Consider the following 18,867-nt stretch of genomic DNA (forward strand, 5'->3'; position numbering starts at 1 on the left):
AGTACGGCGTCAACCCGGGGTGTGGGAGCGGTTCCCAGCCGCCGCCGTCCCCGTGCCGGACGGCCAACTCCCTCCGCGCAACCCGCGCATGGAACAAAAGGTCACATTCGTTCACCGACATTGGACAGGGTTCGACCAACCGGGCATCATCATCGACCATGGCTGACCGCTCCGTTGAGCACTCAGGGCCGAGGCCCGAAGTCGAACGTCGTGTGGTGAACCCGACGCTCATCACGCCCGGCCCACAGCCCCTCGAAGCCGGGCCGCCCGCGGACGAGGCACAGGTGCTCCGCGGCGAGGTGGTCGGCCCCCGGCACGCCCGCCGCCGCCCGGCGGACAACCGGCGCAAGGCGGCCGCAGGGGCGATTCTGCTGTCGGCCACCGGCGCGGCCACCGCGCTCTTCATGCTCATGGGCAAGGACGCCCGCCAGGCGACGGCCGCCTCTGGCCACGACAGCTCGACGGCCGCGCCGGACGAGCCCGAGAGCCATGCCGTCCCGTACGCCGAGGCGGCGGCGGGCGAGACCCCGCTGCGCGGCGCCCGCGCCGAGAAGCCCAAGCCGCAGCCGCCGGCCGCCGCCCAGCCGACGGCCCAGGCCCCGGCGGGCGACCCCGCACCGGACAAGCCCGCGGCGTCGTCGTCCGGCAAGGGCCGCTCCACCCCGGCCTGGCCCGGCTGGTCGTCCCGGGGACCGGGGCAGTACGACGACTGGCAGGACGCGGTGGAGGCGTTCGACAGCTGGGCCGAGCAGCAGGAGGCCAGGCAGCGCGGCCAGGACGGCGGCTCCGGGCCGTACGGGCCGGGGCAAGGCCAGGGGCAGGGGCAGGGCCAGGGGCAGGATGGCGGTTACGGGGGCGGCTACGGCGGCGGGAACGGCTATGGCGGTGGGAACGGCTATGGCGGTGGGAACGGCTATGGCGGTGGGAACGGCTATGGCGGCGAGTACGGGGGCGGCTACCGGCGCTGACCGCGCCCCCGATCTGCTTGTATGGCGGTATGCCTGATCAGGAACCGCCTTCCGCCAACGAACTGCTGGACATCGTGGACGAGCGGGATCGCGTGGTGGGCCAGGCCCGACGCGGTGACGCCATGGCCCACCGGCTCCGCCACCGCTGCGTCTTCATCCAGGCCCGGGACGCCCAGGGCCGGATCTTCGTCCATCGCCGCACCGCCGAGAAGCTGGTCTTCCCCTCGCTGTACGACATGTTCGTCGGCGGGGTCGTCGGCGCGGGCGAGGGCTACGACGAGGCCGCGCTGCGCGAGGCGGAGGAGGAGCTGGGAGTGCGGGGGCTGCCCGAGCCCGTACCGCTGTTCTCGTTCCTCTACGAGACGCCTGAGCACACATGGTGGAGCCGGGTCTACGAGGTGCGCTGCGAGCTGCCGGTCGATCCGCAGACCGAGGAAGTCGCCTGGCACACGTTCCTCACCGAGGAGGAGCTGACGCGGCGGCTGCCGGAGTGGGAGTGGGTGCCGGACGGGTGGGAGGCGTACCGGCGGCTGGTGGAGTGGCGCCGTGAGAAGGTCGAAAGGTGACGGATTCTTCCGGGCCCTCGGAGCCTTCCCGCCACACCGAGCCGCATGGCGGTGGCCACTTCTCAGCGGTCTCGGACATCCGGCTGTGGTTCACGCCCGAGCGGCTGCGGGAGGAGGGCGACACCCCCGACTATCGCTTCTCGCTCGCCAACGAACGGACCTTTCTGGCGTGGCTGCGCACCGCGATGGCGCTGGTGGGCGGCGGGTTCGCGGTCGACCAGTTCCTCCCGGAGACCGGCCGCCCGTTGCGGCTCACGCTGGCGCTCATGCTGCTGGCGGCCGGCGCGCTGTGCGCCCTGCGGGCCATCAGCCACTGGGTGCGCTGCGAGCGGGCCATGCGACGCGGCGAGGATCTGCCGGTGTCCCGCTTCCCGATCGTGCTGGGGCTCGCGGTCGGGGTGGTCGCACTGCTGATGGTGATCGTGGCCGCCTTCGGGTGGGGCGGGTGAGCCGGGAGGTGTGAGGCGATGCCGGAAGGGAAAGGGACCGACGGGTCCCGAACGCGGGACCGGGACCGGGACCCCGGCCTCCAGCCGGAGCGGACGCGGCTGGCGTGGCGCCGTACGACGCTGGCGTGCGCGGTGGCCGCCTCGCTCGCGGGTCGGCAGACGCTGCACAGCGGTATCGATCCGGCCCCGCTCGTGATCCTGGCCCTGGTCGTGCTGGCCTGGCTGGCCTTCCTGGCCCTGGCCCACCACCGCATCCGGGCCATGCACGCGCCCCGGCCGCCCGCCCTGTCCCCGCGGGCGGCCGCGGCCGCGGTCGCGTGCACGGTCGTGCTGGCTGCGCTGGGGGCGGCGACGCTGCGATAGGGCTGGGCGGGGCGGGTACGGGGTCCGGCGGGCTGGGGCCGGGGGCGTAAGTGCGGCCCGGGGACGCGAGTGCGGCCCGGGGACGCGAGTGCGGCCCGGGGACGCCTGCGGCGGGCGATTCCCCACCCCGCCCCTTCCCGAAACAAGGGGCTCCGCCCCTTGACCCCACCGGGGCTCCGCCCCGGACCCCAGCCGCACCGGTGCACACGCCGGCCCCGTGCTGTCCCACACGCCCCGGGGCGGCGCCACACACCCCACAGAACCCAGGCGGGGCCAAGGGGCGGGGCCCAGCCCGCCGCAGGCGCCCCCACCCCCACCTGAGCTCCCGGCCACGGTCCGGGGCGAAGCCCCGGCGGGGGCCAAGGGGCGGAGCCCCTTGTATCGGGAAGGGGCGGGGTGGGGGCTCAGCCCGCCGTAGGCGGGTCCGCCAGCGCTCAGTCCACCGTGATGGCGATCTTGCCCCTGACGTGACCCTCCATGCTCAGACGCTGCGCGTCCGCCGTCTTCTGGAGGGGGAAGACCGCGGAGACCTCGACGCCGAGGGCGCCGCGTTCGGCGAGGTCGGTGAGGTCCTGGAGGTCGTTGGGGTCGGGGCGGACGAAGACGTAGTGGCCGCCCAGGCCGAGGACCGCGGGGTCGGCGATGGAGGCCAGGCGGCCCTCGGGGGCGAGGAGTTCGGAGGAGACGGTGAGCGCGTCGCCGCCGACGAGGTCGAGCACGGCGTCCACCCCGTTCGGGGCGAGGGCGCGGACCCGGTCGGCGAGCCCGTCCCCGTACGCGGTCGGCTCGGCCCCGAGCGCCCGCAGATACTCGTGGTTGCGCTCCCCCGCCGTGCCGATCACCCGCGCCCCCATGTGCCGGGCCAACTGCACCGCCATCGAGCCGACCCCGCCCGCCCCCGCGTGCACCAGCACCGTGTCGCCCTCGCCGACCCTCAGCGCCCGCACCAGCGTCTGGTACGCCGTCAGGCCCACCAGCGGGATGCCCGCGGCCTGTGTGAAGGAGAGGTTCCGCGGTTTGCGGGCGAGGGTGCGGACGGGCGCGGCCACGTACTCGGCGCAGGTGCCCCGGGAGAGGAAGTCCTCCCGTACGTACCCGATCACCTCGTCACCTGGCTGGAACTCCGTCACCGCCGGGCCCGGCCGCTCCACGACCCCCGCGACGTCCCAGCCGGGGATGACCGGGAAGACCGCGTCCAGGACCGGTTCGAGATATCCGGCCTGCGCCTTCCAGTCGACGGGGTTCACGGCGGCGGCCTTGACCCTGATCAGCACGGAGTCGGGGCCGACCTTGGGCTCCGGCCGCTCCCCGTACTCCAGGATCTCGGGACCGCCGTAGCGGCGGTAGCTGATGGCCTTCATGGTGGCGCTCCTCGCGGTCTTCGCGGCTCGTTCGCGGGTTCGCGGCTTCGTTCACGGTTTCGTTCGCGGCTTCGTTCGCGGCTTCGTTCGCGGCTTCGTTCGTGGCTTCGCGGGTTCCCCGTCCCGGCGGCTTCTTGCCCGCTCCTCCCCTTCGACGCTCCTGCTCGCCCACCGCCACCGCAAATCCGCCCCCATCCGCGCCGCCCACGCCCGCCCGCTACGCCGGGTCCTGCACCGCCAGCGGCGGCAGCGCGGCGCGCGGCTCCACCCCGCCGAACCAGAAGCCCAGCAGAAACGCCACGGTGGACTCCAGCAGACGGGCCCGCTCCAGGCCGCCGCCGTCCAGCGGTACGCAGCCCATGTCGCGGACCAGGGTCCGTACGGCCTCCAGGGCGCCCTCGTCGTCCCCGCACAGCGGAACTCCCAGCGGGCCGTCGGCGAAGACCGGCGGGGTCATCCGCCACACCGCGTCCGCGCAGTGGCAGAACCCCTTCACGACCCGTGCCCCGACGGCCCGCGCCGCGATCCGCTCGGCCATGCCCGGTCCGCCGTCCGTGGCGAGGGTGAAGCGGCCGGGGACGATCGCGTTGGTGCAGTCGATCAGCGCCCGGCCGCTCAGCGTCCCCTCGGCCGCGCCCGCCGCGTCCAGGGCCGCCTCGACGCCCTCGTACGCCACCGCCAGCAGCGTCACCTCGCCGAATCCGGCGGCCTCGCGCGGGCTCCCCGCCCGCGCGCCGTGGCCGATCCGCGCGGCCAGCGCCTCCGCCTTCGGCCGCGAGCGGCCGCCGATCAGCAGCTCATGGCCCGCCCGTGCCCACTGGGTCCCCAGCGCGTCGGCCATATTGCCCGTGCCCAGCACACCGATCCGCATCGCGGTCTCCTCGTTCTCGCCCGTCGTTCTCACTTGCCGAGGGCGACGACACTAGGAAGTCCGTCGCACACCGTGCGGTGTGCGACGGATGCGCTAGGACAGCGGCCAGGAGGTCATGAGTGAGCGAACCGGCGACGACAACACGGCCCACCGCCCCGGACGGATTCATCGCCGACTGCCGGGCGCGGCTGGGTTTCGATCTGCTGGCCCGCACCTGGACCGCCGTGGTGATCTTCGGACTGCGGGAGGGGCCGCGCCGCCCCGGCGAGCTGCGCGAGGCCATCGGCGGCATCAGTGCGAAGGTGCTCAACGACACCCTGCGCCGCCTGGAGGACGACGGGCTGGTGGAGCGGCACCGGTACGCGGAGGCGCCGCCCCGGGTCGAGTACGGGCTGACCCCGCTCGGGGAGTCCCTGCTGGGGCCGATCGAGGCGCTCGGTGCCTGGTCGGTGGAGTACGGGGACGCGGTGGTCGAGGCCCAGGAGCGGGCCGAGCGGCGGCGAGGGCGGTAGGGGCGGTAGGGGCGGTCGGCCCCGCCCGGTGGCCCGCCCCGCCCCGGTTGCCCGACCGGTGGCACTCCCCGCCCTGGTTGCCCGACCGTTGGCACTCCCCGCCCCCGTTGCCCGCCCCGGTGGTTGCCCGTCCCGGGCCCGGTCTCGTAGCCCCCGGAACCGCCATGTCACACGCCTCGCACCCGAGACCCACTGGACTACATACCGACTGGTCGGCATCATGAGGCGGGACGAACGGTCCGCCCGTTCCCCGGATACGAGTACGAGAGAGGTTCGATGAACGCAGGCAATCCCCCAGGGCTCGACCTCGAACGGCTCCGCGCCCACCTCGACCGCGTACGCGCGGGGCTGGTGCGCGGGCCGCTGAGGGCCGAGCTGATCGAAGGCGGCCGCTCGAATCTCACCTACACCGTCACCGACGGCACGTCGCGCTGGGTGGTCCGCCGTCCGCCGCTGGGCCATGTGCTCGCCACCGCCCATGACATGGCGCGGGAGCACCGGGTGATCAGCGCCCTGCACCCGACGGCCGTGCCGGTGCCGGAGCCGGTGCTGCTGTGCGAGGACGAGTCGGTCATCGGATCGCCCTTCTACGTCATGGAGTTCGTGGCGGGCACCCCGTACCGCACCGCCGAGCAGCTCGCCGGCATCGGCCCGGAGCGCACCCGGGAGGTCGTGCTCTCCCTCGTCGACACGCTCGTGACGCTGCACTCCGTCGACCCGGCCGAGGTCGGGCTCGGTGACTTCGGGCGCCCGGAGGGGTTCCTGGAGCGGCAGCTGCGCCGCTGGGGCAAGCAGCTGACCGCCTCGCGCAGCCGTGAGCTGGCCGGGATCGACGAACTGCACACCCGGCTCGCCAAGGCGCTCCCGGCCTCCCCCGCGCCCACGGTCGTGCACGGCGACTACCGCCTCGACAACGTCCTGGTGAACGCCGACGACCGGATCACCGCGATCCTCGACTGGGAGATGTCCACGCTCGGCGATCCGCTGACCGACCTCGGACTGATCGTGATGTACAGCGGTCATCCGAATCTCGCCGACTCCCCCATCTCCTCCACCCAGGGCGCCCCCGGCCACCCCTCCACGGACGAGCTGATCCAGCGCTACGCCGAGGGTTCGGGGCGCGATGTCAGCGGCGTCTCCTGGTACACCGCCTTCGCCTACTTCAAGCTGGCGGTGATCCTCGAGGGCATCCACTACCGCTACACCCTCGGCCAGACCCTCGGCGCGGGCTTCGACCGCATCGGCGACATCGTCCCCGCCTTCATCGACCACGGCCTCACCACCCTCCAGGAGAGCTGATCCCGCCATGGACTTCGCATTCGACGCCCGGACCGAAGAGCTCCGCGCCAAGCTGCTCGCCTTCATGGACGAGCACGTCCATCCCGCGGAGGCGGTCGCCGAGCGGCAGCGCGCCGCCCTCGACTCCCCCTGGCTGATCCCGCCGATCGTCGAGGAGCTCAAGGCCGAGGCCCGCCGCCAGGGCCTGTGGAACCTCTTCCTGCCCGACGCCGAGTACGGCGCGGGGCTGACCAATCTCCAGTACGCCCCGCTCGCGGAGATCACCGGCCGCAGCCCCCACCTGGCCCCCACCGCCCTGAACTGCGCCGCCCCCGACACCGGCAACATGGAGGTGCTCGCCCAGTTCGGCGACGAGCGGCAGCGCAAACAGTGGCTGGAGCCGCTCCTCGCGGGCGAGATCCGGTCGGCCTTCGCGATGACCGAGCCCGAGGTCGCCTCGTCCGACGCGACCAACATCGAGACCCGGATCGAGCGCGACGGCGACGACTACGTCATCACCGGCCGCAAGTGGTACATCTCCGGGGCCATGAACCCCGACTGCAAGATCTTCATCGTGATGGGCAAGACCGACCCGGAGGGCGCCGATGTGCGCCGCCAGCAGTCGATGGTGCTGGTGCCGCGCGACACCCCGGGTGTCGAGGTGCGGCGGGCGATGCGGGTGTACGGCTACGAGGACCACTACCACGGCGGCCACGCCGAGGTGGTCTTCGACCGGGCGCGGGTGCCGGTCGGCAACCTGATCGGCGAGGAGGGCGGCGGCTTCGCCATCGCCCAGGCCCGCCTCGGCCCCGGCCGGATCCACCACTGCATGCGGCTGATCGGCATGGCCGAGCACGGTATCGAGCTGATGTGCCGACGGGCCGTGGACCGTACGGCATTCGGCAAGGCGCTGGCCCAGCAGGGGCAGGTGCACGAGTGGATCGCGGACGCGCGGGTCGCGGTCGAACAGCTGCGGCTGCTGGTGCTGAAGACGGCCTGGCTGATGGACACGGTGGGCAACCGCGAGGCGCACACCGAGATCCAGGCCATCAAGATCGCGACTCCGCGTACGGTGGTGGAGATCCTGGACCGGGCGGTGCAGTTGCATGGCGCGGGTGGGGTGAGCCAGGACTTTCCGCTGGCCGAGCTGTGGGCTGCCGCGCGTACGTTGCGGCTGGCCGATGGGCCGGACGAGGTGCATCAGCGGTCGCTGGCGCGGCGGGAGCTGAAGCGGTACGTGTAGCTGGGGCGGTACGCGTAGGGGCGGGGTGGGGGTTTGTTTCCCCGCCCCGCCCCTTCCCGCATCCGGGGGCTCCGCCCCCGGACCCCCGGTCCTCAATTGCCGGACGGGCTGGATTTACGGCCGCAGCGCGCGCAGCAGGAGGTCGGCCAGGTGGTCGGCGACCTCCTGGGGGGCCCAGCGGCCACCGGGCCGGTACCAGGTGCCCAGGTGGTGGACGGAGCCGAAGTGGTAGTCCACCACCAGGTCCGCCGGGGTCCGGGAGCTGAACACCCCGGCCCGCTGCCCCTCCTCGATCAGCGCGCGGAACCGCTCGTGGTAGCGGCGCCGCTCGGCGCGCACCTGCTTGTGCTTCTCCGGGCTGAGTTGGTGCATCGACCGGAAGAAGATGGTCGCGTCGTCGAGGTTCTCGATGGTCGTCACCACGACGTCGGCCGCCGCCTCCCGCAGCCGCGTCTCCACCGGCGCGTCGGCGCCCGCGAAGGCGTCCAGCCGCTCCTGCTGCAGCCGGAGCACCCGGCCGTAGATCTCATGGAGCAGATCGTCCTTGGAGCCGAAGTAGTGGTAGAGCGCGCCCTTGGTGACGCCCGCCGCCTCGACGATCTCCTGTACGGACGTCCGGTCGTAGCCCCGCTCCGCGAAGAGGCGGGTGGCAGCGGCCAGCAGCCGCTGTGGCACCGGCTGTCCGTCACCGTCCGTCGCTCTGGCCATGGTCGCCACCCGTTCTCTTCCTCTTCTCTCTCATCCTCGCAGTTCCCGCCGGAGGATCTTGCCACTGGTCGTCTTCGGCAGCTCGGGCAGGATCTCCACCTCGCGGGGGTACTTGTACGCGGCAAGCCGCTCCGCACAGTACGCGGACAGCTCGTCCGGTGTGACCTCGGCCCCTGATCGGAGGCTCACATACGCCTTCACCGTCTCGCCGCGGTACTCATCGGGTTTGCCGACGACGGCCGCCTCCCGCACGGCGGGGTGAGTGTAGAGCACGTCCTCGACCTCACGCGGCCACACCTTGAACCCCGAGGCGTTGATCATGTCCTTCTTGCGGTCGACCACGTACAGCCAGCCGCCCTCGTCCATGAAACCGATGTCGCCGGTGCGCAGTTCCCCGTCGGGGAGGGCGGCCGCGGTCGCCTCCGGGCGCCGCCAGTAGCCGGGCACCACCATCGGGCCGCGGACGACGATCTCGCCCTGTTCGCCGAACGGCACGTCCCGCCCCTCGTCGTCCGCGATGCGCACGACGGTGTCGGCGCCGGGGACGCCGACGGCGAGGGTGCCGGAGACCGGGTCGACGGGGGCGCGGAGACCGGGCGGAACGCTGGCGCAGGGCGCGGTGCACTCGGTGAGCCCGTAGCCGTTGTGCAGATACGGGCCGAAACCGGCCTGGAACCGCTCGACCAGCGCGGGCGGCAGCGGGGCGCCACCGGAGGAGATGATGCGGAAGGACGAGAAGTGGTCGCGGGTGGCCCGGGGGTGGGCCATCAGCGCCATGAAGGCGGTGGAGGGGCCCACGGTGTAGAGGGGGCGGTGCTCGGCGAAGGCGTCGAGGACGACGCCGGTCTCGAAGCGGTAGGCGAGGGCCAGGGTGCCGGCTCCGGAGACGCATGCGCACAGCTGGCAGACCATGCCGGTGATGTGGAACAGCGGGGCGAGCGCGAAGAGCGTCGAACCGGTGGGCAGCTCATGGAGGAGGTGCTGCCGGTCGGCGTTGTAGGAGATGTTGCCGTGGGTGTTGGTGGCGCCCTTGGGGGTGCCGCTGGTCCCGGAGGTGTAGCTGATCAGCGCGATGTCATCGGGGCTCGGGGCGGGGACGGACGGCGGGCGGGCCCCGGCGCGGGCGACGGCGAGGAGGTCCTCGGTGTCCTCGGGGACCGGGATGGGCTGGTCGCGCAGCACCCGCTCGTCGTCGCGGGTCTGGAGGTCGCGGGCGTCGGCGGTGAGGGCGATGCGCACCGGGGACGCGGCGGCCGTGTCGCGTATGTAGTCCTCCCAGCCGTGGCGGGAGCAGACCAGGGCGCTCACCTCGGCGTCGGCGAGGATGTGCGCGAGCTCGGCGCCCTTGTACATGGGGTTGACCGGGACGACCGTACCGCCCGCCTTCCACGCCCCCAGCAGCGCGAGCACGAAGTGCGGGGTGTTCTGGAGCATGATCGCGACGCGGTCGCCGGGCCGGAGGCCGCGCTCGGCGAGATGGCCGGCTATGCCGTCGGAGAGCTCGTCGGCCTCCCGGTAGGTCAGCCGTCCGTCGAAGTAGGCGAGCGCCGGATGGTCGGGGTCGGTGCGCACGGCGTCCCGGAACGCGTGCAGCGGACTCGGCCGCGGGACGATCGGCCGGCGCTGCTTCTCGTTGAGCTGAGCGAGCCATGGCTGGTCCTGGTACGTGGTCATGGGTGCGGCCCTGTCTCGACGGGGTGAGGGTGGTGGGGTGGGGAGGTTACGAAAGATACGGGAGCGACCGCGGGGTCAGCCCGAGGTCCCACCGCGGGGTCAGCCCGAGGTCCCGGACGCCGCCTCGAGCTCTTCGAACTTGCGCTGAAGCTTGTTGATGCCGCCCAGCCAGCGGTCGGTGTCACCGGCGCGGGAGGCGTAGTGGCGGGCCACCTCGGGGTGCGGAAGGATCAGGAAGCGCTCCTCGTCGATGCCCGCGAGGACGGCGTCGGCCACCTGCTCGGGCTCGATCGCGGTGGGCGCCAGCACCAGCTCCCCGGCGGTCCCGGAGGCGGTGAGCATGTCGGTGCGCACCCCCTGCGGGCAGACGGCGTGGACGCCGATGCCGCGGTGGCGGTAGGTGGCCGAGAGCCATTCGGCGAAGGCGAGCGCGGCGTGCTTGGAGACGGCGTACGGCGCCGAGCCGATCATGGTGAGGATCCCGGCGGCGGAGACGGTGGCCACGAAGCGGCCGTTGCCGCGCTCCAGCCACTCGGGCAGCAGTTCCCGGGCGGCCCGCACATGGGCCATCACATTGACGTCCCAGGACTGCTGCCACAGCGCCTCGTCGGCCTCGGGGCCGCCGTCGTGGCCGACGCCCGCGTTGGCGCAGAAGATGTCGATGCCGCCGCCCAGCGCCTCGCGCGCCGCGGGTACGACGCCGGATGCGTCACCGGGGACGGGGATCCCGCCGATCTCCCCGGCGACGGAGGCGGCCTTGGCGGCGTCGAGGTCGTTGACCACGACCCGGGCGCCCTCGGCGGCGAAGCGCCGGGCGAGGGCGGCGCCGATGCCGCCGCCCGCTCCGGTGACCACTACACGCGCCCCACGCACGGTACCCACGATTCGCAGCTCCTCGGCTCGGCTCGGCTCGACTCGGATCGGCTTCCGCCGGGCTCGGCTGCTGCCCGGCCCGGCTTCCGTCCAGCGCAGACTAACCAGTCGGTATGTGGAAACGGAAGAGGCACATCTGCCACCCCACGCACGGCCGGGGGGTTACCCACGGACGGCGGGCGGGTTACCGGCCGGGGCGCTCCTTGCGCATCACGCTGCGCCACCGCGCGTTCTCCCCGGCGAGCGCGCTCCACAGCACGTTGAGCGGATGGCCGACGTCCTGCGCGGTGCGCTCCCCGGCCCGTACGAACACCCCGACCAGCACTTCCAGCTCCGGCCCCATGCCATCGGTCAGCTCCAGGGTGCGCAGCCCGGCCCCGGCCCGGATCCGCCCGTCGGCCACCGCGTCGCCGATGCCCTCGGTGACCAGCACACAGCCGCGCAGCACCCCCGAGGAGAGCAGCTCGAGACCGTACTGCACGGTGTCGATCTCGGCGGCGATGTGCAGCTCCTGGCGGTAGCGGGCGCCGAACCAGCCGCGCAGGAAGCCGGGTATGAGGCCGTCGGCCGAGACCGCGAGCGGCAGCCGGGGCAGCTCGCTCACCGGGACCGAGGGCCCGGCGAGCTCCCCGGCGTCGAGGTTGGTGACCAGGGACAGCCCGCTGCGCCGCCACTCCATCACCTGGAAGCCGTCGAGCCGGTCGTCGTGGCCCGCCGTGGTGAGCACGCTGCCGCAGACCAGATCGAGCTCCTTGGCGTCGAGCCGCTGGAGCAGATCCCGGGTGCGCACATGCTCGACCTTGAGCTCGACGCCCCGGCCGTCGAATTCCTCGGTGACCAGCTCCACGGCATTCAGCAGAAAGCCGAGGGTGTAACGGGTGGAGCCGACCACGAGCCGGCTGCCGAGCCGGCGGCGGCAGTCGTGCAGCCCCTCCCGCCAGTCCTCCAGGGTGCCGCGCGCGAGTCCGGCGAGCGACTCCCCGGTCGCGGTGAAGAGCACATTCTGGCTGCGTCCCCGTTTGACCACCAGCGGCTCTCCGCACAGTGCGCCGAAGTTCCGGTTCAGGGTGTCCAGTTGTTTCTGCACACTGGACTGCTCCCGCCCCAGCAGCCGGGCGGCGCCCAGCGCGGTGCCCGCCTCATGGACCGCGAGCAACGTCCTGAGCTGGTCCATCGTGGTGTCCAGCAGCGCCGTCGGGTACTGCCATCGATCCTTTAAGGGCATTCCGGCCTTCCGCTCGAAGAGTATTCGGCACCCCAATGACGTTTCCGTTCGCAGCATAGTGCAGCGCCTTGTCATGTACTGATCCCGAGAACAGCGGCGATATTCTTCCGATGGATATTCGGGAATTCCCTATCGCCGGATGGTGACGGAGCCCGGCATTCCACGTTCCGCCCGCCCCATTCCGGGTAAGTCGAACGGCTGGCCGATTGTCCGACGGCGACCGTACGCGTGTCGTATGGCCAGCCGTCGGGGCAGTTGGGACGATGCACGCACATCGGACCATCCGAGGGGAAAGAACGATGACGGGGATGAGCGTAAGGCCGTACTGGGAGCTGAGATTCGACGCCTACGGGGACGTCGACACCCGGCAGCGGGACCGGCTGCTGGAACAGGCCGCTCAGCAGGAGCTCACCGATCTGGTGGTGTTCTCGCACGGCTGGAACAACACCCGGACGATGGCCACACGACTGTACGACCGCTTCTTCGCGCCCTTTCCAGGGCTGCTCGGCGAGGCGGGCCCGGCGCGGCTGGGCTATGTGGGAGTGGTGTGGCCGTCGATGCGGTTCGCCGACGAGTCGCTCGGGGGGTTACCCCGGGAACAGGCGCCCGGGGCGCCTCCGGGGCTCGACGCGGACACCCACCGGGCGCTGGATGTGGTCTTCCCGGGGCGGCAGCAGATCGTGGCGCGCCTCGCGGAGCTGCTGGCCGAGCGGCCGGAACGGCTGGCGGCGCTGGACGAGTTCGCGGTGCTGGTGCGCGGTCTGGTGCGGGTGCGCGGGATGTCCGGCGGCGCGGGGGACGCGGCGGACACGGAAGCGGAGCCGGACGAGGACGGCGTACCGGCGATGTTCGGGGAGGACGTGACGGAGGTCTGCGAGCGGTTCGCCGCCGCGCTCACCGAGGCGCGCGGGAAGACCGACACGGAGGACCGCGCCCTCTTCGACAGCGGGCTCGGCGGGCTGTGGGACGGGGCGCACGAGCTGCTGCGCCAGGGGACGTACTACGTGATGAAGCGGCGGGCCGGCACGGTCGGACGCGAGGGCCTCGGGCCGGTGCTCGGCGACCTCGCGGCCCTCCGGCCCGCGCCGCGGCTCCATCTGGTCGGCCACAGCTTCGGCGGCCGGCTGGCGTCGTTCGCGCTGACCGGGCTGGAGGAGGGCGTCACCGTGGCGTCGGTGACCCTGCTCCAGGGGGCGTTCTCGCACTACGCCTTCGCCGAGCGGCTGCCGCACGCGGCCGACCGCGGCGGGGTGCTGCACGACGCCCCGCGCCGGGTCGGCGGGCCGGTGGTGTCCTGCCATTCACGCCATGACACGGCGCTCGGGCTGCTGTATCCGGTGGCGTCGCGGGTGTCCTGGGACGATGCCTCGCTGCTGCCGGACGACATCCGCTGGGGGGCGATCGGGTACGACGGCGTCCAGGCCGTGGCGGACTGCCCGCGGCTGGAGCTGGCCGAGGCGCTGGACGGTCCGTTCCCGGCCGGGGGCTGTGTGAGCGTCGATGTCTCGGAGGTGGTCCGGCACGGTGTGCCGCCGGCCGGGGCGCACAGCGACATCTGCCATGAGGAGCTGGCCCGGGTGGTGCTGCGCGCGGGCCGGATCGGAGCGGGGTAGCGGAGACCGGAGGCGGGGCCTCGCCGGGTGCGAGGCCCCGCCCCTCATGGCCTCAGCGGTGGGCCGGGAACTCCACCACCTGCTGGAAGGTGGGCCGGTTCTGCCAGCTGATCTTGTCGTGGGTGAGCCCGCCGACCGGCCGTTGGATGATGGCGTCGGCGCACCACTGGTCGCCCGCGGAGCAGTTGTCGTCCCCCGGATAGACCTGGGCGGCGGTCTTGCCCACGGCGGCCTTCAGGCTGGTCAGCAGGGCGTCACGGCAGGCGGTCAGCTGCCCGCCGCCGCAGTACGGGCGGGCCAGCGGACCCTTGACGTCCTCGCCGAGGACCGTGCGCAGGTCCTTGTCGACATAGGACCACCAGCCGTACTGGAAGGACGACCCGGCGTGCGAGCCGGTGGGGCCGTGCCCGGCCGAGGGCGATTCGTCGACCGACAGATTGGCGCGCAGCGCGTCGTAGAGCCCGTCGCCCAGGCCGGACTTGAACTCGGCCTCGACCAGCAGCGGCCACCAGGCGTCCATGACGCGTACCGCGTCGGCGTGCCCGTAGGTGTGCGATCCGGCGCTGGTCTCATGGCGCTGTGAGCCCGCCGACTGCCAGGAGTCCAGCTGAGTCACGGCCGTCGCCAGCTGGGGGTCGTCGATGGGCCCCGAGCGCACCACCTTCAGCAGCTCCGGCAGCACGTCCTCGCCACGCAGATCGGTGACGGCCGCCTCGGCCATGGCCCGGGTGAGCGCGGAGCGGGTGACACCGCCCTCGCGGACCAGGGCGCGCACCCGGTCGTCGAGGAGGTTGCCGCGGTGCACCGAGCCGTTGCCGAAGCCGGCCGCGCTGTAGTCCTTGGCCAGTTTGTTGTTCCAGCTGATGTAGTAGTCCTGGTCGATGGACTGGGGGTGTTCGGCGGGCGGGGTGGCGGCGGAGGTGTTGTCCTTCGGGTCGAAGTCCCGCCATTCATAGGCGGTTTCGGCCTTCACCGGCAGCGAGGAGTCGACGTCCGCGGCGCGCACCGGGTTGAGCCCGCTGTTGTAATAGCCGGTCTGCCGGGAGTCGGCGTAGAACCAGTTGAAGGTGTAGTTGATGTGCTGCGCCGCGCTCTGGAAGGACTTGGCGTCGGTCACATAGCCGGGATCGTTGAGCATCTGGAAGCCGATGATGGAGTCGGCCTCGTGGCGGTAGGTGGAGCGCAGCATGGTGTAGGCCACCGGTTTGCCGCCGACGGTCGCGCGATGGGTGACCAGCCCGTACTTGGTGCGGTAGACCTGCATCCGGTACGAGCCGGCGGCGGTGGAGTCGGCGAGGGTGGGCTTCCAGGCGTTGCGCCGCTCCAGCTTGTCCATCGGCACACAGTCGCCGCGATAGCGGTAGTACGTGGAGTCCTTGGACGGCGCGGAGCCGTCCGGGGAGCACAGCTCGACCGCGTAGGTGTCGGTGATGTCCTGGGCGGAGGTGGTGGCGCTCCAGGCGTAGTCCTGGCCCCGGCCGAGCTGGATGTACATCCCGACCCCCGCGAAGGAGGCGCCGCGGGCGCTGATCCCCGGGCCCTGGATCTCCTGGAGCATCAGCAGCTGCGGGGCGAAGTAGCCGGTCTGGGGGCCGAAGACGGCCACCGGGTGGCCGCTCCGGGTGTACTTGCCGGAGACCACGAGCGCGTTGGACATGCCCTTCTTGCGGCTGAACAGATCGCGGGGCAGCACTCCGTCGTCGTAGATGCCGCGCAGCGGCTCCAGCGCCGACTTGGGGGCCTTGACCTGGGTGCGGGCCTTGGTGGCGGCGCCGCCCTCGCGGTCGTGGACGAGCTGTTCGGGGGTGACCGAGCCGCTGTCGGGCAGCGCGGTGCCCTTGGGCGCGGCGGGCTTCCCGGCGTACGGGAAGCTGCCGTCCCGTACGGTCAGTACCGCCTCGGGGTCGTTGCGTTCCCGGAAGGACTCCCACACCTTGGTGCCCTCGGCGAGGCCGTACTTCTGCTGGGCGGCGAGCAGCGAGAGCGCGCCCTCCACCTCGCCGCCCCCGCCGTTGCCGAAGAGCGCGCCGACGACGGAGGCGAGCGCGATCAGGTCGGTGAGCTTGAACGGCTGGATCTCACCGGCGTTGGTGATCGCGTCGATATGCCCGGTGAGCACGTACTCACCGGGGAAGTACCGGCCGTCCTTGGACTTCTTGGCGTAGGCGTTGATGCCGTCGACGTACGCCTGGGCATCGGCCAGCGCCTGGCGGCCGCGCTCTCCGCCGTGGCTGAGGATGTAGTCGATCTGCGCCTGGTAGTCCTCTTCGGTGTACGGCGCCTGGCGGAAGAAGTCCTGCTCCAGGCCCTGGTTGGCGGGGGCGCCGCCGGCGAAGGGGGTCAGCTCGCCGCGGCCCACATGGCGGAAGAGGTCCATCAGCCACAGCCGGTCCTGGGCGGCGGCGTATCCGGCGCCGAACTCGGTGCCCTCGCGGGTGGTGCCCTGGATGTGCGGGACGCCGGTCTTCTTGTCGCGGGTGATCGTGACGTCGTCGCGCGGATTGGTCACCGAGGCGACCTGGTCGGCGGGGACTCCGAAGGAGGAGTCGTTGAAGAAGCCGTTCAGCTTGTCGTCGGTGAGGGTGGGGTAGCCGCTCGCCAGATTGCCGTACGGGCCGAGCTGGTCGGTGCTGTGCTCGGGGTGGGTGCCCAGCACCCGGTTGGCGAGGATGTCGGCGAGGGTGGCGTTGCCGGTGGCGCCCGGCGGGAGGATGTCGGAGCACTGGCCCCGGCAGTAGTCGGTGGCGGCCGCCGCCGGGGGCTCCGCTCGGGCCGGCTGGGGCACCGGGGCCGCGAGGGCGATGCCGAGGCCGAGCGCGGCGGCCGCGGCGAGCACGGTACTGGTGAGCTTGCGGGTTCTGGTGGGCCTGGGGGTTCGTCGTCGCATGTGCGCTCCTCCCGATTGCCGTCGGACGGAGGTTACCGGCGGTATTAGCGGCCCGGAAGATGAGCGGGCGTCAACTTCTTTCCGCTTGGGGACCAATGAGGACTGCCCGCGAAGATCCAGGGAATTCGATGGATCCGGATCGCGCTGAGTTACGTCCATTCGACAACGAGTCGGGTCCGCAATCGCGGAGGTGGTAGGAAGTGGCCGGTTTCAGAGCACTCGCACGAGAGGTTCGCAATCCACGCAGACACATCACCGCTCGGCGCACATCGCTGCGCAAATGCCTGGAACGGTTCGCGCCGTACGGGCACCGGGCGACCTGGCACCATCTGTGCACCCGCTCCGGGATCACCCCGGAGGATCGCAGGCCGGACCCCCTAGGACTGCTCACCGCCCTTGAGGAGCTCGAGGAGGCCCGCACACTGTGGCTCGCGTACGAGGCGGACTTCGCCGCCCGGCGCAGGCAGGAGAAACTTCTCGGCATCCGGCAGCCGAGCGCTGTCGACGACTGGCATCTGCGCACCTGGGGCGGAAGCGACATCATTCCCTGCGAGAGCCCCTCGACCCACCCCGACGACCGCCTCGCGGATGTGCTGCGACGGCTGATCGCGGCGATGGAGTCGGGCCCGGGGGCGGCCTGCCCGGTATGCATCCGACCGGGCCTGGTCTGGCGCGAGGACCTGGACCGCTATCCCTCGGCCGGGCCGGTCTGCGCGGACTGCGGCATCGTGGTGCCGCTGCCGCTGCTGACCACCGAGGCCCTGACGGCGGCCCGGCGCGTGGTCCGGATGAGCCGGTACGCCACCGTATGACACCCGGCCGCCCCGGCCGGGAGCGCGCTCGTCGGAACCTTTGAGCACCGGACGACCGGCGAGCGCGCCGGAATCCACTGAGACTGCCGTCGATCACCGTCGACAGTGACACTCGCCCTCGACCGCTGACGCACGCTGTCGACCGCTGACACCCGCCGTCGACCGCTGACGCACGCCGTCGATCGCTGACGCACGCCGATGTCCGCCTACGGGGTGTCCGGCGGACCACGCGGCGGAGCCGCATATCGACGCTTCCCCGGCGCAGGCGCGAAGATCCGCCGGACACCCCCTGGGCGCGGGCCGCGTTGACAGGGCCCTGGTCAGCCGACCATGCTGAGCAGTCGCTTAGTGAGTGGTTGCCCGGGAGGCACGCATGACAGAGCCCAGGATCTTCACCTCGCCCGATGAACTGCGGTCCGCGGTCGGCGAGGAACTCGGCCCCAGCGACTGGCTGGAGATCGACCAGAAGCGCATCGATCTGTTCGCCGACGCGACCGGCGACCACCAGTGGATCCATGTGGACCCGGAGAAGGCGGCCGCCGGTCCGTTCGGCACCACGATCGCGCACGGCTATCTGACGCTGTCCCTGCTGCCGTCGTTCACCCCGCAGCTGCTGCGGGTCGAGGGCGTGCGCATGGGCATCAACTACGGGGTCAACAAGGTCCGTTTCCCCTCCCCCGTCCCGGTCGGCTCCCGGCTGCGCGCCACCAGCCGGATCGTGGAGGTGGCCGAGGTCAAGGACGGTCTCCAGATGACGCTGACGGTGACCCTGGAGCGGGAGGGCGGCGACAAGCCGGCGTGCGTGGCGGAATCCGTCGTCCGCTTCTACCTCTGACCGCCGCCGGCGCCCACCATGCGCAGCACCAGCCCCGCGTAGAGGTCGCCGACCTCGTCGGGGGTGCTGCGCCCGGCGGCGTTGAACCAGCGGGCGACATCGATGCACAGGGACAGCACCGCGACCGTGGTGCCGCGGACGTCGGGGACGTCGAAGACGCCCGCCTTCACCCCGTCCTCGATGATCGAGCGCACCGCCCCGTCCGTGGCCTTGCGGACCGCGATGACCTCGGCGTGGTGCTCCTCCGCGAGCGCGCCGAGCTCGTACTGCACCACGCGCGCGGTCGTGTGGTGCTCCGCGTGCCAGCGGACGAAGGAGCGGACGGCGTCGGCCAGCCGCTCGGCGGGGGTGCCCGCGCTGTCCCGCGCCCGCTCCACAATCGTCAGGGCCCGCTCATGGCCGACCTTGCTGATCTGGTAGAGCAGCTCTTCCTTGGTCTTGTAGTGGATGTAGAGCGCGGCCGGGCTCATTCCGGCGCGGCTGGCGATGTCCCGGGTGGTGGTGGCGTGGTAGCCACGCTCCGCGAAGGCGTGCACGGCGGCGCTCACCAGCCGCCGGGCGGCGTCGGGAGTGATGTCCCCCCAGGGCTCGACCTTGGCTCCGGTGTTCTTGGGCTCCGCGTCCATGGC

The 18,867-nt window shown here is 72.2% G+C and carries 18 protein-coding genes; 10 read left to right on the forward strand and 8 right to left on the reverse strand.

What is annotated here, in order from left to right; all coding sequences use genetic code 11:
- Positions 1-215: 215 nt before the first annotated feature.
- The 4 genes from J2Z30_RS28090 (at position 216) to J2Z30_RS28105 (ending at position 2,346) form a co-directional block, all read left to right on the forward strand.
- The gene (locus tag J2Z30_RS28090) at positions 216-968 is read left to right on the forward strand and encodes a hypothetical protein (RefSeq protein ID WP_209468874.1); all 753 of its coding nucleotides are present in this window, start codon (positions 216-218) and stop codon (positions 966-968) included.
- Positions 969-997: 29 nt separating this feature from the next.
- Entirely contained in the window at positions 998-1,534 is a 537-nt protein-coding gene (locus J2Z30_RS28095; protein ID WP_044582142.1) for an NUDIX domain-containing protein, read from the forward strand.
- Positions 1,535-1,611: 77 nt separating this feature from the next.
- A complete protein-coding gene (locus J2Z30_RS28100) occupies positions 1,612-1,983 on the forward strand; it encodes a YidH family protein (protein ID WP_044582141.1) in 372 nt (123 codons plus the stop codon).
- 18 nt (positions 1,984-2,001) lie between these two features.
- The gene (locus J2Z30_RS28105) at positions 2,002-2,346 is read left to right on the forward strand and encodes a DUF202 domain-containing protein (protein WP_044577702.1); all 345 of its coding nucleotides are present in this window, start codon (positions 2,002-2,004) and stop codon (positions 2,344-2,346) included.
- 434 nt (positions 2,347-2,780) lie between these two features.
- Here the strand turns inward: J2Z30_RS28105 and J2Z30_RS28110 are convergent, their stop codons facing one another.
- Both J2Z30_RS28110 and J2Z30_RS28115 read right to left on the reverse strand, forming a co-directional pair.
- Positions 2,781-3,707, reverse strand: coding sequence for an NADP-dependent oxidoreductase (locus J2Z30_RS28110; RefSeq protein WP_044577700.1), 927 nt, complete (start codon positions 3,705-3,707; stop codon positions 2,781-2,783).
- Between the two features lie 217 nt (positions 3,708-3,924).
- A complete protein-coding gene (locus tag J2Z30_RS28115; RefSeq protein ID WP_044577698.1) occupies positions 3,925-4,578 on the reverse strand; it encodes an NADPH-dependent F420 reductase in 654 nt (217 codons plus the stop codon).
- A 119-nt stretch (positions 4,579-4,697) separates the two neighbouring features.
- Here J2Z30_RS28115 and J2Z30_RS28120 point away from each other — a divergent pair, with 119 nt between their 5' ends.
- The 3 genes from J2Z30_RS28120 to J2Z30_RS28130 all read left to right on the forward strand — a co-directional run bounded on the left by J2Z30_RS28120 (position 4,698) and on the right by J2Z30_RS28130 (position 7,611).
- Positions 4,698-5,090 (forward strand): winged helix-turn-helix transcriptional regulator, encoded by a 393-nt coding sequence (locus J2Z30_RS28120; protein WP_044577696.1) that lies wholly within the window; start codon positions 4,698-4,700, stop codon positions 5,088-5,090.
- A 276-nt stretch (positions 5,091-5,366) separates the two neighbouring features.
- Positions 5,367-6,389, forward strand: a complete 1,023-nt coding sequence (locus J2Z30_RS28125) for a phosphotransferase family protein (RefSeq protein ID WP_044577695.1) — start codon at positions 5,367-5,369, stop codon at positions 6,387-6,389.
- Positions 6,390-6,396: 7 nt separating this feature from the next.
- Complete coding sequence (locus J2Z30_RS28130; protein ID WP_044577693.1) at positions 6,397-7,611, forward strand: acyl-CoA dehydrogenase family protein; 1,215 nt, start codon at positions 6,397-6,399, stop codon at positions 7,609-7,611.
- Between the two features lie 114 nt (positions 7,612-7,725).
- Here the strand turns inward: J2Z30_RS28130 and J2Z30_RS28135 are convergent, their stop codons facing one another.
- The 4 genes from J2Z30_RS28135 to J2Z30_RS28150 all read right to left on the reverse strand — a co-directional run bounded on the left by J2Z30_RS28135 (position 7,726) and on the right by J2Z30_RS28150 (position 12,091).
- A complete protein-coding gene (locus J2Z30_RS28135; RefSeq protein WP_044582140.1) occupies positions 7,726-8,319 on the reverse strand; it encodes a TetR/AcrR family transcriptional regulator in 594 nt (197 codons plus the stop codon).
- A gap of 30 nt (positions 8,320-8,349) precedes the next feature.
- On the reverse strand, positions 8,350-9,993 hold the full coding sequence (locus J2Z30_RS28140) for a class I adenylate-forming enzyme family protein (protein WP_044577691.1): 1,644 nt from the start codon (positions 9,991-9,993) through the stop codon (positions 8,350-8,352).
- 99 nt (positions 9,994-10,092) lie between these two features.
- Entirely contained in the window at positions 10,093-10,875 is a 783-nt protein-coding gene (locus tag J2Z30_RS28145; RefSeq protein ID WP_044577690.1) for an SDR family oxidoreductase, read from the reverse strand.
- Positions 10,876-11,050: 175 nt separating this feature from the next.
- Entirely contained in the window at positions 11,051-12,091 is a 1,041-nt protein-coding gene (locus J2Z30_RS28150) for a LysR family transcriptional regulator (protein WP_044577688.1), read from the reverse strand.
- 299 nt (positions 12,092-12,390) lie between these two features.
- Here J2Z30_RS28150 and J2Z30_RS28155 point away from each other — a divergent pair, with 299 nt between their 5' ends.
- A complete protein-coding gene (locus J2Z30_RS28155) occupies positions 12,391-13,704 on the forward strand; it encodes a hypothetical protein (protein WP_044577686.1) in 1,314 nt (437 codons plus the stop codon).
- A gap of 52 nt (positions 13,705-13,756) precedes the next feature.
- On the opposite strand, the gene J2Z30_RS28160 is transcribed toward J2Z30_RS28155, so the two are convergent.
- Complete coding sequence (locus J2Z30_RS28160) at positions 13,757-16,591, reverse strand: penicillin acylase family protein (protein ID WP_044577684.1); 2,835 nt, start codon at positions 16,589-16,591, stop codon at positions 13,757-13,759.
- 200 nt (positions 16,592-16,791) lie between these two features.
- On the opposite strand from J2Z30_RS28160, the gene J2Z30_RS28165 reads away from it, so the two are divergent.
- Together J2Z30_RS28165 and J2Z30_RS28170 are read left to right on the forward strand one after the other, a co-directional pair.
- Positions 16,792-17,403: a hypothetical protein gene (locus J2Z30_RS28165; RefSeq protein WP_044577683.1), complete on the forward strand. Its 612-nt coding sequence runs from the start codon at positions 16,792-16,794 to the stop codon at positions 17,401-17,403.
- A 373-nt stretch (positions 17,404-17,776) separates the two neighbouring features.
- Positions 17,777-18,238, forward strand: a complete 462-nt coding sequence (locus J2Z30_RS28170; protein WP_044577681.1) for a MaoC family dehydratase — start codon at positions 17,777-17,779, stop codon at positions 18,236-18,238.
- On the opposite strand, the gene J2Z30_RS28175 is transcribed toward J2Z30_RS28170, so the two are convergent.
- Positions 18,229-18,864 (reverse strand): TetR/AcrR family transcriptional regulator, encoded by a 636-nt coding sequence (locus J2Z30_RS28175; protein WP_044577679.1) that lies wholly within the window; start codon positions 18,862-18,864, stop codon positions 18,229-18,231. The genes J2Z30_RS28170 and J2Z30_RS28175 overlap by 10 nt on opposite strands.
- Positions 18,865-18,867 lie beyond the last annotated feature (3 nt).

Source organism: Streptomyces iranensis (genome assembly GCF_017874715.1).
GTDB classification, from domain to species: Bacteria; Actinomycetota; Actinomycetes; order Streptomycetales; family Streptomycetaceae; genus Streptomyces; species Streptomyces iranensis.